At 61.3% G+C, this 13,871-nt stretch carries 13 protein-coding genes and 2 pseudogenes; 4 read left to right on the forward strand and 11 right to left on the reverse strand.

Features of this window, described 5'->3' with window-relative positions; all coding sequences use genetic code 11:
• Positions 1-13 precede the first annotated feature (13 nt).
• The 6 genes from PspS04_RS19745 to kdpF are packed head-to-tail and all read right to left on the reverse strand — an operon-like array spanning position 14 to position 7,937.
• Positions 14-706 (reverse strand): response regulator, encoded by a 693-nt coding sequence (locus PspS04_RS19745; RefSeq protein WP_095168074.1) that lies wholly within the window; start codon positions 704-706, stop codon positions 14-16.
• Positions 707-754: 48 nt separating this feature from the next.
• Positions 755-3,406 carry a sensor histidine kinase gene (locus PspS04_RS19750; protein WP_159997320.1) on the reverse strand — a complete coding sequence of 884 codons (2,652 nt, stop codon included), beginning with the start codon at positions 3,404-3,406 and terminating at the stop codon, positions 755-757.
• 52 nt (positions 3,407-3,458) lie between these two features.
• The gene (kdpC, locus tag PspS04_RS19755) at positions 3,459-4,010 is read right to left on the reverse strand and encodes a potassium-transporting ATPase subunit KdpC (RefSeq protein WP_095168070.1); all 552 of its coding nucleotides are present in this window, start codon (positions 4,008-4,010) and stop codon (positions 3,459-3,461) included.
• 54 nt (positions 4,011-4,064) lie between these two features.
• On the reverse strand, positions 4,065-6,122 hold the full coding sequence (gene kdpB, locus PspS04_RS19760) for a potassium-transporting ATPase subunit KdpB (RefSeq protein ID WP_159997322.1): 2,058 nt from the start codon (positions 6,120-6,122) through the stop codon (positions 4,065-4,067).
• Positions 6,123-6,144: 22 nt separating this feature from the next.
• On the reverse strand, positions 6,145-7,839 hold the full coding sequence (gene kdpA, locus PspS04_RS19765; protein ID WP_095168067.1) for a potassium-transporting ATPase subunit KdpA: 1,695 nt from the start codon (positions 7,837-7,839) through the stop codon (positions 6,145-6,147).
• 8 nt (positions 7,840-7,847) lie between these two features.
• A complete protein-coding gene (kdpF, locus tag PspS04_RS19770; RefSeq protein ID WP_095168066.1) occupies positions 7,848-7,937 on the reverse strand; it encodes a K(+)-transporting ATPase subunit F in 90 nt (29 codons plus the stop codon).
• A gap of 260 nt (positions 7,938-8,197) precedes the next feature.
• On the opposite strand from kdpF, the gene rfbC reads away from it, so the two are divergent.
• Complete coding sequence (gene rfbC, locus PspS04_RS19775) at positions 8,198-8,743, forward strand: dTDP-4-dehydrorhamnose 3,5-epimerase (protein WP_159997324.1); 546 nt, start codon at positions 8,198-8,200, stop codon at positions 8,741-8,743.
• Between the two features lie 153 nt (positions 8,744-8,896).
• Entirely contained in the window at positions 8,897-9,064 is a 168-nt protein-coding gene (locus tag PspS04_RS19780) for a DUF2897 family protein (RefSeq protein WP_071554261.1), read from the forward strand.
• Positions 9,065-9,115: 51 nt separating this feature from the next.
• On the opposite strand, the gene PspS04_RS19785 is transcribed toward PspS04_RS19780, so the two are convergent.
• Entirely contained in the window at positions 9,116-9,967 is an 852-nt protein-coding gene (locus tag PspS04_RS19785; RefSeq protein WP_159997326.1) for an urea carboxylase-associated family protein, read from the reverse strand.
• 15 nt (positions 9,968-9,982) lie between these two features.
• Positions 9,983-10,636, reverse strand: coding sequence for a GntR family transcriptional regulator (locus PspS04_RS19790; RefSeq protein ID WP_159997328.1), 654 nt, complete (start codon positions 10,634-10,636; stop codon positions 9,983-9,985).
• A 176-nt stretch (positions 10,637-10,812) separates the two neighbouring features.
• Between PspS04_RS19790 and PspS04_RS19795 the strand changes: the two genes are divergently transcribed.
• Positions 10,813-11,370 carry a TetR/AcrR family transcriptional regulator gene (locus PspS04_RS19795; protein ID WP_095168059.1) on the forward strand — a complete coding sequence of 186 codons (558 nt, stop codon included), beginning with the start codon at positions 10,813-10,815 and terminating at the stop codon, positions 11,368-11,370.
• 7 nt (positions 11,371-11,377) lie between these two features.
• On the opposite strand, the pseudogene PspS04_RS27875 reads toward PspS04_RS19795, so the two are convergent.
• The 3 genes and pseudogenes from PspS04_RS27875 to PspS04_RS28135 all read right to left on the reverse strand — a co-directional run.
• Positions 11,378-11,590, reverse strand: a pseudogene (locus PspS04_RS27875) (SDR family NAD(P)-dependent oxidoreductase); the annotation flags it as partial.
• A gap of 76 nt (positions 11,591-11,666) precedes the next feature.
• Positions 11,667-12,002: a ComEA family DNA-binding protein gene (locus tag PspS04_RS19805; RefSeq protein ID WP_159997330.1), complete on the reverse strand. Its 336-nt coding sequence runs from the start codon at positions 12,000-12,002 to the stop codon at positions 11,667-11,669.
• A gap of 113 nt (positions 12,003-12,115) precedes the next feature.
• Positions 12,116-12,380: pseudogene (locus PspS04_RS28135) on the reverse strand (polysaccharide biosynthesis protein); the annotation flags it as partial.
• A 380-nt stretch (positions 12,381-12,760) separates the two neighbouring features.
• On the opposite strand from PspS04_RS28135, the gene PspS04_RS19810 reads away from it, so the two are divergent.
• The gene (locus PspS04_RS19810; protein WP_159997332.1) at positions 12,761-13,699 is read left to right on the forward strand and encodes an NAD-dependent epimerase/dehydratase family protein; all 939 of its coding nucleotides are present in this window, start codon (positions 12,761-12,763) and stop codon (positions 13,697-13,699) included.
• The last annotated feature ends 172 nt before the right edge of the window (positions 13,700-13,871 follow it).

Consider the following 13,871-nt stretch of genomic DNA (forward strand, 5'->3'; position numbering starts at 1 on the left):
GACCGGACACGGTTCAAGCGTCGCTCAACAACCGATACCCCACACCCGCCTCGGTCAGGATGAACCGTGGTCGGGTCGGGTCGTCCGCCAGTTTCTGGCGCAAGTGCCCCACCACGATCCGCAGGTAGTGACTGTCCTCGACATGGGTCGGGCCCCAGATGTCCTTGAGCAGTTGCTGCTGGGTGATGACCCGCCCGGCGTGGCGTGCCAGTTGCGCCAGCACCGCGTACTCCTTGCGGGTCAGCGCCACTTCGGCACCGTCGAGCAGGACCCGGCGGTACGCCAGGTCCACCGTCAGCGGGCCAATGCTCAGCGCTGCTTCCGGCGCCTGGCCGGCGGGCGCCTGGCGCAACAGGGCTCGGATACGGGCGAGGAATTCCTGGATACCGAACGGCTTGGTCACGTAATCATTGGCGCCACCGTCCAGGGCCTCGACTTTCTGCCCCTCGCTGGCGCGCACCGACAACACCAGCACCGGCACTTTCGACCACTCGCGAAATTCGCGCAGGACCTGCTGGCCATCCATGTCCGGCAGGCCGAGGTCGAGCACCAGCAAGTCCGGTTTGTTCAGCGCAGCCTGGGCCAGGCCTTCGGTGCCCGTGCCGGCTTCCAGCACTTTGTAGCCCTGGGAGACCAGGCTGATGCGCAGGAACTTGCGGATCTGCGGCTCATCGTCGATGACCAGGATGGTCGTGGTTTGGCTCATGGTTTCCATTCAACATAAAGAACTGGCGACAGAGTAGCGCAGCCCGCCTCAGGCTTCACTTTCCAACCCCGGTTGTGCCTGCAACGGCAGGTGCAGGGTGATGCAGGTGCCACGGCCGTTGAGACCATCAGCGACGCTGATGCGCCCGCCGTGGGCACCAACCATGCCCTGACAGATCGCCAGGCCCAGCCCCGTGCCCTGCCCGCCCCGATCCCCACGGGCAGCGGTATAGAACATGTCGAAGATCTTCGCCCGCTCCTCTTCGGGGATACCCGGGCCCTCGTCACTCACCGAGAAATACAGCTCGCTGTCCGTCGCCCCCGCACTCAGTTGCAGGTGGCCTTGGGCCGGGGAAAATCGTGCGGCGTTTTCCAGCACATTGACCAGCGCCTGCTCGATCAGCGCCGCGTGCACGAACAGCAGCGGCAGCTCGGCCGGCACCTCGACGCTGACCTGCAACGGCGCCAGCACCGCGCGCAAGCGATTGAGCGCGCTGCCAACGATATCGGCGGGCGACACCCAGTCGCGCGCGAGCTTCAGCGCGCCATGGCCAAGCCGGGTCATGTCCAGCAGATTCTGGATGTAGCGGTCCAACCGCTCGGCTTCATCACGCGTGCCTTCCAGCAGTTCGCGACGATCCTCCAACGGAATCGCCTCGCCCAGCGCCAGCAAACTGTCGATGCTGCCGCGCATGGAGGTCAGCGGCGTGCGCAGGTCGTGGGACACCGACGCCAGCAAGGCACTGCGCAGTTGTTCGGTTTCACCGTGCAGGCGCGCCGCCTCCAGGTCTTCGGCCAATTGGGCGCGGGCCAGGGCTTGGGCCAGGGGCTGGCTCAGCGCCGTCAGCAAGCGCCGCCGTTGCCCACTGAGTGGCTCGCCTTCGCGCGGGCACACGCCGAGCAGGCCCAGCGGACCGTCGTCGACCGACAACGGCCACCACCACCAACGACCGAACGGCAGCGTTCCGGTGCCCTTCCCCGCCGGCTGGTCATGCTGCCAGGCCCACTCGGCAGCCGCACGCTCGGCTTCAGAAAACTGCAACGGCCCGCCGGTTTCCACCTTCCAGCCACCCTGGCCGTCACGATTGAGCAGGCACAACTGCAGATCATTCCAACCCACCAGGTGTTGCGCCGCCGCACTGACCACGGCCTGACGGTCGGTGGCGGCCGTAAGCTTGCGCGACAGGTCGAGGAGCTCGCTCGTCTCTTCCTGGGTATCACGCAGGGCCTGCAATTGCCGACGCTGACGCGCGGCGAGGTTGCCGGTGAGCGCCGCCATGAGCAGGAAAAACAGCAAGGTCAGCACGTCCTCTTCGCGCTGAATGGCAAACGAGAAGTTGGGCGGGATAAACAGGAAATCGTAGGTCAGGAACGACAGCGCGGCGCACACCAGCGCCGGCCCCAGGCTACTGCGCACTGCCACCAGCAGCACCGCGGCGAGAAATACCAAGGAGATGTTCGGCAGTGGCAGCAGGCTCGATACTGCCCACGCCAGGCCGCTGGCCAACAGCGTGGCCAGCGGTGCCAGGGCGTAGTCGAACCAGACCAGAGCCTGGGGCGAACGCTGGCGCGGCAGGTGCTGTTGCTCATCGCTGTCCAGCACGTTGATTTCCAGGCCTCGGGCATTACGCAACAGGCGCGAAGCCAGGCCACCGCCGAACAGCCGCCGGCGCCAACGCGCACGGGACTGGCCGACCAGCACCAGGCTGGCGCGCCGCTCGGCTGCGTGCTGGATCAAGGTCTTGGCCACCTCGCCGGCACGCAGCAACACCACTTCGCCGCCCAAGCGCTCGGCCAGTTGCTGGGCGCTTTGCAGGCGCAAGCGCGACTGCTCATCGCCGACGCTGCCGTTGTCCACATGCACCAGGCTCCAGGGCAGATGCCGGCGCTGGGCAACTCGACTGGCGTGGCGCACCAGGCGTTCGGCCTGGGCATCGCCGTCGACCCCCACCAACAAGCGTCCCCGCACGGCCGGTGCGGCCTGGCCCAACTGCCGGTAGCCACGGCTGAGGTCGTCGTCGACCTGGGCCGCTGCGGTTTGCATCGCCAGCTCGCGCAACGCGGTGAGGTTGGTCTGGGTGAAGAACGCATCGATCGCCGCCCGCGCCTGCTCGGGCACATAGACCTTGCCGTCACGCAGGCGCTCAAGCAGCTCACGGGGCGGCAAGTCGATCAGCAACAGCTCGTAGGCTTCCTGCAGCACCCAGTCGGGCAGGGTCTCGCGCACCTGTACGCCTGTGATGCCGCGCACCTGGTCATTGAGGCTTTCCAGGTGCTGGACGTTGACCGTGGTGTAGACATCGATACCGGCCGCCAGCAGCTCCTGGATGTCCTGCCAGCGTTTGGCGTGGCGACTGCCGGGGGCATTGCTGTGGGCCAGTTCGTCCACCAGCACCAGTTTTGGCCGGGCCTTGAGCAGGCCGTCGAGGTCCATTTCCTCGAGCATCACCCCACGGTATTCCGAGCGCAGCAACGGCTGTTGCACCAACCCACCGAGCAAGGCCTCGGTCTCCGCGCGGCCGTGGGTTTCCACCACCCCGGCCATGACCTTCACGCCCTGGCGCAACTGGCTGTGAGCGGCCTGCAACATGGCGTAGGTCTTGCCGACGCCGGGCGCCGCGCCGAGAAAGACCTTGAGCCGGCCACGGCCATCGTGGGGCAGATCGGCTAGCAGTGCATCGGCGCGGCCGGAGTCGCTCATGGGAGGCTCTTCATTCAGGTGGTTGGGTGGTGTCGCTCGGGTCCGCCAGCGCCTACAACGGCAACTGTTCCAGCGCCCGGTTCAATTGCAGCACATTGACCACCGGCGGACCTACCAGCGGTTGTTCGATATGCGCGTTGAGCAATTGGCGCAACGTCGCCACCGGCACATTTCGCGCCGCAGCAACCCGCGCCAGTTGATAGGCAATCGCGGCCGGAGGCAAGTGCGGATCGAGGCCGCTGCCGGAAGTGGTCAACAGCGCCAATGGCACCGGGCCTTGGCCTGGGACCAACAGTTTGTTGGCCTCATCGATGACCCGCGTGGCCAGCGCCGGATTGCTCGGGGCCAGGTTGCTGGCGCTGCTGGAAACGGTGGCAAAGGCCCCCGCCGAAGGCCGTGGATGGAACCAGGCATCACCGACGAAATCCTGGGCAATCAACGACGAGCCGCGCACCTTGCCATCGGCATCACGCACCAGGCTGCCATTGGCCTGGGCCGGGAAGGCGACCTGGGCCACGCCGGTCACGAGCAGTGGATAAGCGACGCCGGTAATCAGGGTCATCAGAACTAGCAGGCTCAAGGCCGGGCGAATCATTGTGGACATGTCACACCCCTCAATTCAGTTAAAACGCCACGCCCCAGGCGTGGCGCAGCTCCGTTACACCAGATGCAAGGCAGTCAGCAGCAGGTCGATCAACTTGATGCCCGCAAACGGCACCACCAGCCCGCCCACGCCGTAGATCAGCAGGTTGCGGCGCAGCAGGTGGGCGGCGCTGGCGGCCTGTACCCGCACGCCACGCAACGCCAACGGAATCAGCGCGACGATGATCAGGGCGTTGAACACAATGGCCGAGAGGATCGCGCTCTGCGGGCTGCTCAGGTGCATGATGTTGAGCACCCCAAGCTGTGGATAAATCGCCGCGAACAGTGCCGGCAGGATGGCGAAATACTTGGCCACGTCGTTGGCGATGGAAAAAGTGGTCAGCGCCCCACGTGTCACCAGCAACTCCTTGCCGATCTGCACCACATCCAGCAGCTTGGTCGGGTCGCTGTCGAGGTCGACCATGTTCGCCGCTTCACGTGCGGCCTGGGTGCCGTCGTTCATGGCCATGCCGACGTCCGCCTGGGCCAGCGCCGGGGCGTCGTTGGCGCCGTCACCACACATGGCCACCAAGCGGCCGTCGTTCTGCTCCTGACGGATGCGCGCCAGCTTTTTCTCGGGCGTAGCTTCGGCCAGCACATCATCGACGCCTGCCTCCGCAGCAATCGCCGCCGCGGTCAGCGGGTTATCGCCGGTCACCATGACAGTGCGGATCCCCAGCTTGCGCAGCTCGGCAAAACGCTCGCGGATCCCCGGCTTGACCACGTCCTTGAGGTGGATCGCGCCCAGCAACCGACCCTCGGCGCACACCAGCAACGGCGTGCCGCCGCTCTGGGCGATCTTGTCAATTTCCCGCGCCATCGGCGGCAGCAGGTCGGCACGGCTCTGACCGATAAAGGCCAGCAGTGAATCCACCGCGCCCTTGCGATAGACGCGTCCTTGATAATCGACCCCGGACAACCGGGTTTCGGCGCTGAATGGCACAGCGGTCACTGCTTCGGCGGCAGGTTCAGGCTGTGGATAAAGTCCGCGCAGGTACTCGACAATCGATTTGCCTTCGGCCGTGTCGTCCGCCAACGAGGCGAACAATGCGCCTTCGGCCAGTTCCTTGGCGCTGACCCCAGGCGCCGCATAGATGGCCGCACAACGCCGGTTGCCGAAGGTGATGGTGCCGGTCTTGTCCAGCAACAGCACGTGCACGTCACCCGCCGCTTCCACGGCACGGCCGGACTTGGCGATCACGTTGAGCCGCACCAGGCGGTCCATGCCGGCAATCCCGATGGCCGACAGCAAGCCACCAATGGTGGTGGGAATCAGCGTCACCAGCAGCGCCACCAGGAACACCAGCGGCAGGTTGCCATTGGCGAAGTGGGCGAAGGGCTGCAAGGTCACGACCACCACCAGGAAAATCATGGTCAGGCCGATCAGCAGGATATCCAGCGCCACTTCGTTCGGGGTTTTCTGGCGCTTGGCACCTTCGACCAGGGCGATCATCCGGTCCAGGGTCGACTCACCCGGGTTGGCGGTGATGCGCACCAGCAGCCAGTCTGACACCAGCCGGGTGTTGCCGGTGACCGCCGAGCGATCCCCCCCGGATTCACGGATCACCGGGGCGGACTCGCCGGTAATCGCCGCCTCGTTGACCGCGGCGATGCCTTCGATCACCTCACCGTCCCCCGGGATCATTTCCCCGGCTTCGACGCGCACCACATCGCCTTTGCGCAGGCTGGCGGCGGGCACTACCTGAAAGCTGCCATCGGCCTTCTTGCGACGCGCGCTCAGGCCTTCACTGCCGGCCTTGAGGCTGTCAGCGCGGGCCTTGCCCCGACCTTCGGCCAGGGCTTCGGCAAAGTTGGCGAACAGCACGGTGAACCACAGCCACAGGGCAATTTGCGCGGCGACAAAGGTCGACACCGCGGTGTCCGGGATGAAGCACAAGACGGTGGTGAGGATCGCCGTGAGTTCGACCACCAGCATCACCGGCGAGCGCTTGAGCTGGCGCGGGTCGAGCTTGACGAAGGCTTGCACCAGCGCCGGCCGCCACAGGGCCGAGATCGCGGTTTTCGGTTGCTCCGGGGCCTTGGCGGCCACGGGTTTGGTTGCGGGCATATTCATCATCCAGCTCCTATAAAGTGGCTCAGAAGCCCAGGCTCAAGTGTTCAGCAATAGGGCCCAGCGCCAGGCTCGGCAGGAACGTCAGGCCACCTACCAGCAATATGGTTACGGTCAACAGGGTGACGAACAGCGGACCATGGGTCGGGAAGCTGTTCTGGCCGACAGGCGCGCTTTTCTTCATCGCCAGGCTGCCAGCCAGAGCCAGTACCGGAAGGATGTAACCGAAGCGACCGATCAACATGCCCAGGCCCAGCATCAGGTTATGGAATGGCGTGTTGGCGCCCAGACCCGCAAAGGCCGAACCGTTGTTGGCGCTAGCCGAGGTGTAGGCGTACAGCAATTGGCTGAAACCGTGGGGGCCAGGATTACTGATGGTGGCCGCAGGGCCTGACAGACTCGTCGCAAGAGCACCGAGCACCAGTACGCCAACCGGCATTACCAGCAAGGTCACCACCAGCAACTGGACTTCCTTGGCTTGCAGCTTTTTGCCCAGGTACTCCGGGGTGCGCCCGATCATCAGCCCGGCGAGGAACACCGCGATCAGCACGTTGAGCAACATGCCATAGAGACCGGCGCCGACACCGCCGAAAATCACTTCGCCGACCATCATGTTGATCATTGCAATCATGCCGCTCAACGGGTTGAGGCTGTCGTGCATACCGTTGACCGACCCGTTGGAGGCTGCGGTGGTGGTCACTGACCAAAGTACGGTCGCGGTGGTGCCAAAGCGTGCTTCTTTACCTTCCAGCGGCGCGGTTTGTTCTACGGCGGCGTTGTTCAGGGTTGGGTTCGGCTGGTTCTCAGCCCACAGCGACACCGCACCACCGATCAGGAACAGCGCGAGCATGCAGGCGATGATCGCCCGGCTCTGGCGCAGGTCCTTGACGTAATGGCCGAAGGTGAACACCAGGGCCACCGGGATCAGAATGATGGAGCTGACTTCAAACAGGTTGCTCCAGGCCGTCGGGTTCTCGAACGGATGCGCAGAGTTGACGCCGAAGAAGCCACCGCCGTTGGTGCCCAGTTGCTTGATCGCAATCTGGCTGGCGGCCGGGCCCAGTGGAATCACCTGATCGACACCTTGCATCGTCAGCGCATTCACATACTGCGCGAAGCTTTGCGGCACGCCCTGCCAGACCAGAAACAGCGCCAGCAGCAAGCACAGCGGCAGCAAGCCGTAGAGCGTGGCGCGGGTCATGTCGACCCAGAAGTTGCCCAGGGTTTGCGCCGATTTGCGGCTGATACCACGGCACAGCGCAACCAGCACAGCCAGGCCGGTGGCGGCGCTGACAAAGTTCTGCACGGTCAGGCCGACCATCTGGCTCAGGTAACTGAGGGTCGCTTCACCGCTGTAGGACTGCCAGTTGGTGTTGGTCATGAAGCTGACGGCGGTATTGAATGCCTGGGTCCATTCCTGCCCCGGCAGATTCTGCGGATTGAGCGGCAGGTAGTTCTGCAACAGCAGGATCGCGAACAACAGCAAAAAGCCCGCGAGGTTGAACGCCAGCAAGGCCAGGGTGTACTTCTGCCAGCTCTGCTCGCTGTGCGGATCAACCCCGGCTACGCGATAACAGCCACGCTCCACTGGCCCGAGGATCGGCGACAACCAGGTGCGCTGACCCTCCATGACCTTGTAGTAGAAGCGTCCCAGGAACGGTGCGGGAATCAGCACCAGGGCGAAAAAGGCCAGGATCAGCCAATAGTCATAACTGTGCATAGCCGCTCCTAGCTCCGGTCCGCGCGCAACAACGCGACCAATAGATAAATGAACAGTCCCACCGCCAGCAGCAGGGACACCCCGTCCAGAATGTTCATTGAATTTCTCCGAGTTACGGCGTGTTGCCGCGTGTGCAGTGATTGTCGGCAAGGAGGGCGTAAAGGAACGAGATCAGGGGGGTTGGCGGGACGTAAAAAAACCGTAAAGAGTGCGCTTGAGCCGGGGTCTGGCCTCGATTGGCGGGAGGGCTGCCGGCTTTATCGCAAGTCAAGCGAGGGACCTTGCGCATTTACCCTCGCACATGACCGTGACTTCGGGCGAGAATGCCAACCATCGCCGTCTATTGCTGGAGAACATGATGAATGTAGTCAACACCGATCTGCCGGGTGTTCTGATTATCGAACCGAAGGTCTTCGGTGACGAACGTGGGTTCTTTTACGAGAGTTTCAACGCGAAGGCTTTTGCCCAGGCGACAGGCCTGGACACCCAGTTCGTTCAAGACAACCACTCACGCTCGCAAAAAGGCGTGTTGCGCGGCCTGCATTACCAACTGGAAAACACCCAGGGCAAGCTGGTGCGTGTAACGGCGGGTGAGGTACTGGACGTTGCCGTGGATATTCGCCGCAGCTCGCCACACTTCGGCAAATGGGTCGCGGTACGCTTGTCCGCCGAGAACCATCGCCAACTGTGGGTGCCGGAAGGTTTCGCCCACGGTTTTGTGGTGCTGAGTGAGTTCGCCGAGTTTCTCTACAAGACCACCGACTACTACACCCCTGCGGCCGAGCGCAGTATTCGTTGGGACGACCCGGACCTGGCGATCGACTGGCAACTGCATGAAGCGCCGCAACTCTCCGCCAAGGATCAGGCAGGTGCTTGGTTCAAGGACGCCCAGGTATTCGATTGAAACCCGCTCGCTGCGCTGAACCGATGTTGGTCAGGTGAACCTGGCGCAACAGGCCTAGAATGGAACCACGGAGAATCGTTGAGACTCAAAGTGGATATGCACGACATTGACGCGAAACCGTTCGCCTCGATGCCTGCCCTTAAGGAGAGCCCTATGCCCTGGTATGCCTGGTTGATTCTGGTGGTTGCGATCGGTTCGATCGTCGGTGGTCTGATGATGTTGCGCGACACCGCGAACAAGGTCGAGCTGACCGATGAGCAACGTAAACGCGTGGCTGAACGTAACGCGGAAATGGACGCCAAGGACGCTCAGGATCGTTGACCCTGGCGCCGGCCGGGATTTTGTAATTATGCGTCCCGGCCGGCACCCGCCCTACTCCTGCCAATCCGCCTTGGCAGTCTGCAGCCCGTGCAAGCCTTTGTACGCAGCCCGTTCAGGCTGACTCCAGCCTTGCAGCAAATCATCGTCCAGCCTATAGATTTCCACCCCCAGTGGCCGACATACACTCAACGGGTCCTGGGCGTCCGGCCCCCACATCGCCAGCGACAAATCCCCGCCCGGGCACGTCGACAACGCGCACAACAGATCGATCTCGGCAAAAAATTCCAGGTAGTCGCCTTTGCGAGCCGGACAGGCTTTCATGAAATACAGGTCATCGTGGTTCAGGCCTGTGCACTGGAAGATGTTCAGCACGTCATGCACGTCGAACTCGGTCAAACCATGGGGCAGCACCGCACGGGTCAGGTTGGAATGACAGTGATGGTGAAAGTCTTCGCCGGTGAGCATCTTGTTCACGTAGGGATCGCAGCGCGTGCCCAGCAAGTCATGCAGGCGGCCGCCGTGTTCGTCGATCCCATAGTCGGCCAGGCTATCGTCGGTGATGGTCACCAGAGGCCTGAGAAACGGCAGGTTTGACCAGAGCCGGTCGTGGGTGCTGACATGGGCCCCCTGCAACTGCCGGGTCCGGGCCGCCCATAAGCGCTCGCGCGGATCGTTGGCATTCCACACGTTAAAATCCCCCACCTGCGGTCCCACCGGCGTGGTCACCCGAAACACATGGCCGGCGGGAACATGCCAGGCGCGACCGGTACGAATGGGCACCTCGAACTGCTCGATTAGCGTGCGGCCATCCGGGGTGTCGCGAATTCGCTGATAAAACGCGGTATCGACCTGCAATGCCGAACCCTTACTGACCTGGTAGGCCGCGGGATAGTCTTTGTACATGGCGTGATTCCTCGATCAGTGGCGCGAGCCAGGGTTGAATACCTCGAGCAGTTGCTGCTCGGAGTCGTCCAGGTAAGAGTTCAGGGCTTCGATGGCGGCCGGACGGTCGTTCTCGATCAGGTGCTGGTAAATCAGTCGATCACGCGTCAGCCACGGTGCCTGGAACCTGGATTCATCAGGCGCCGCGCTGAACACCAGGCGCAATTGCGCGACGACGTTGGTGAAGAACTCGTCGAGCAACGGGCTGCCCAGCAACCCGACAATCAGTTGGTGAAAATGCAGGCTGTGGGTACCGACGGCTCGCCAGTCCTCCCGATCACGGGCCAACTGCACGGCCTCGATGGCCTCGTGCATGGAGTTCGATTGCTGCTCGCGCAGCGGACGGCTGGCGGCGATCCCCTGCAACTCAAGGGTACGTCGCACCTGGAACAGGTCGCGCACCTGATCGGCGCCGGGCTGGCGGACCATCACCCCTTTGTGCCGTACGTAGCGCGTCAGGCCTTCCTGCCCCAGGCGGTGCAGGGCTTCGCGAATAGTGTTGCGCGAGGCGTTGTAAGCCAGCACCAGGTCCGCCTCGATCAACGCCTTGCCCGGCAGCAAGCGCCCGCCAATGATATCGGCGCGCAGCTCCAATGTGATGTGGTCAGCCAGGGACAGTCCATCACTCATACTCATCACCTGCGGATTGTTGAACAATCTTCTGGGAATGAGTAATCACTATTCGTGCCAGCTACTTATCGTCAGTAAGGCGAATCTGGACGCATCTGCATGCTTTTTCGAAATAGAAGTACAGTCACCATTCCATTTAGCTTGGTTAATATGGCGCATTGCCGTGGAGATTAACGATGCGCTACTCGCAGGACCATAAAGCCCAGACTCATCAGCGCATCATCAAGGAAGCAGCCGCACGCTTTCGCCGCGACGGAATCGCTGCCACTGGCCTGCAACCCCTGATGAAGGCCCTGGGGCTAACCCATGGCGGTTTCTACTCACACTTCAAATCCAAGGACGAACTGGTTGAAAAGGCCCTGCAAGCCGCGGGGGAAGAAGTCAGTGAGCGTTGTGCAGCGCTGTTTGCGCAAGAGCGCCCCCTCCAGGCCTTTATCGACACCTACTTGTCCGAATGGCACAAGACCTCTCCCCATGAGGGCTGCCCACTGCCCACCATGTCGTCTGAACTGGGATTGCGCGGTCAAGCCAGCCCCACCAGCGATATCGTGCTCAATGCACGCCTGCAGCAGGTTGAGCACGCCCTGGGCAGCGAGGATGCGGCCGACCAGAGCCTGATCATCATGTCGACCCTGGTCGGCGCTCTCTTGCTGTCGCGCAGCGTCGAAAGCCCGGAGTTGGCCCAGCGAATTCTCGATGTCACGCGCGAGCATCTGAACAAGCTGGCGGAGTAAACCTGCCCTACTTGTAACGTGCGGCGGCGACGTTTCTCGACAGGTTCGGCGCCAATGCGTGACGCGCGGTAACAAACCCATCCCAGTCTGCGGCATCAGGTAGCGAAGGAATGCAGATCAATTCCCCTTGGTCGAAACCCGACAAGGCAGCGTCAACCATCTCCCCTGCTTCCATGACCATCTCTGCCGGAATGGCACTACCGTCGATTCCGGAGCGTTCCCTTTACCTGCCAGTGTTCAATTACGCAGACAAAAAAGGCCGGTCAATGACCGGCCTCATCACGGGCACTCGGGTATCAGTTCACTTCCAGCCGGTCGCGATTCTTGTCCAGGAGCATCTTGCCGATGCCCTTGACCTCCAACAATTCATCCACCGAGGTGAACGAACCATTGCTGTCACGGTACGCAACAATAGCTTTGGCTTTGGCTTCGCCGATTCCGGAGAGGTCGCGCTGCAAAGTAGCCACATCGGCTTTGTTCAGATCTATCTTGGCCGCCATCTCAGAAGATGCCACTGGCATCGTTGCAGGCGCTGGAACCGTTTCGAGTTTAGGGGCGGGAGCAGCGATGGCTGCAGCTGAGAGACTGGTCAACAGGGCGAAAACCAGAGAGTGGAAGTAACCTGTACGCATAAGTGACGCTCCATGACTTCGTTGAGAGAGAAGCAGCTTTTCCAAAGCTGCTTCCCAAACCTAGGTCATGGTGGGCGTCTGTCAAAAATGTGTGCGTTGCAGAGTATGTAGCATCAGGGCTCAAGGCGGCGTTGCTGGTAGATCCAATCGACGATTTCCCCGTCCGGGGTATAGCCGCTGACGGTTTCGCGCAGCAACTGACGAACTCGGGCGTAATCGTCTTGATCCGCAGTAGTCAGCAACTCCGTCCATCAAACCTTAAACACATCCCAGGGTAGATGGTCATGCTCAATGGGGCTGAGTCGCCACAATGTTGTCGCAACTCTTCGTTGCGTTTTTTCCTGGGAGCAAACCGGTAGACTTATTTTTGATGACCCCCGCTGATTTGAGTGTCTCAGCCCAGCATAGACACTAAAATCAAAGCGACCTCGGGCAGTGCCAAACCCTACGCACTGCTGCAAACGTTTTTAAAGGTACAAAGCGAGTGAAACTCAACTCTACCGGCGTGTCAGCATAGCGCTGGCACCCATTGACCTGAACCTGGGAAAACAAACGTACGACGACTACCCGAGCACAAACACAACTCGATTGCGTAGCGTCGTTATGGGACACTTACATTGGCTGTGCATTAGAAAATACTACCGCCCCACACCACCCAAGAGCCTTTGTATCTGGCTTCGCCTGCAAAACTGCGCATCTCAGGGCACCCGCTGTGCTCACGGCACAAAACCCCGACATCATTTGATAGGTTTACCATCATGGCTAATGCCCCTATTTTAATCACCGGCGGAGCCGGTTTTATTGGCTCCCATCTGACCGATGCTTTGCTGGCCAAGGGCTATGCAGTGCGCGTTCTCGATGACTTGTCCACCGGAAAGCGCAGCAACTTGCCGCAAGAAAACCCTCTCGTCGAATTCGTCGAAGGCGATGTCGCCAACGCTGCCTTGGTTGCACAGGTCATGATCGGTTGTCGGGCGGTTGTGCATTTAGCCGCGGTAGCTTCAGTCCAAGCCTCAGTGGATGATCCAGTACGCACACACCAGAGCAATTTCATCGGTAGCTTGAACGTCTGCGAAGCCATGCGCCTGGCAGACGTCAAACGCGTGGTATTTGCCTCGAGTGCCGCGGTATATGGTAACAATGGAGAAGGCCAAGCTATCGACGAGGAGACGCCTAAGGCGCCATTAACACCCTATGCCTCGGACAAGCTAGCGAGCGAGTATTACTTCGACTTCTACCGCCGCCAGCACGCCCTTGAGCCAGTCATGTTCCGTTTTTTCAACATCTTCGGCCCTCGCCAGGACCCCTCTTCACCGTACTCGGGGGTGATTAGCATCTTCAGCGAACGGGCACAGAAAGGTCTGCCGATCACCGTCTTCGGCGACGGCGAACAAACCCGAGACTTTGTTTATGTCGAAGACTTGGTAAAAGTATTGGTGCAGGCCATCGAAGCACCGCAGGTCGAAGTGGGCGCAATCAACGTCGGAATGAATCAAGCCACCACACTCAAGCAAATGCTGGAAACATTGTCCGAGGTACTAGGAGGGCTGCCACCAGTGAGTTATGGCCCCGCGCGCTCTGGAGATATTCGCCACTCGCGGGCTAACAACCAGCGGCTGCTTGAAAGATTTCAGCTCCCCGAACAGACACCTATGAAGTTGGGGCTGGCACGGTTGCTGGGTAAAGAGTTTTTTTGAACTCTTGAAAACCTTGACGCCTAATAACGTGAAAACTCTGAGGTGTTCAAATCAACCGCCCACCTCCTCTCATATTCTCGATAAAGGGGCAATGGGCGGAAAGACCTTGCATCTTGTATGCAAGTTTACTGACGGTCGGAAGAGAAAGACAAAAAGTTCTGCTTTGATCAAA

The organism is Pseudomonas sp. S04 (genome assembly GCF_009834545.1).
Taxonomy (GTDB): Bacteria; Pseudomonadota; Gammaproteobacteria; order Pseudomonadales; family Pseudomonadaceae; genus Aquipseudomonas.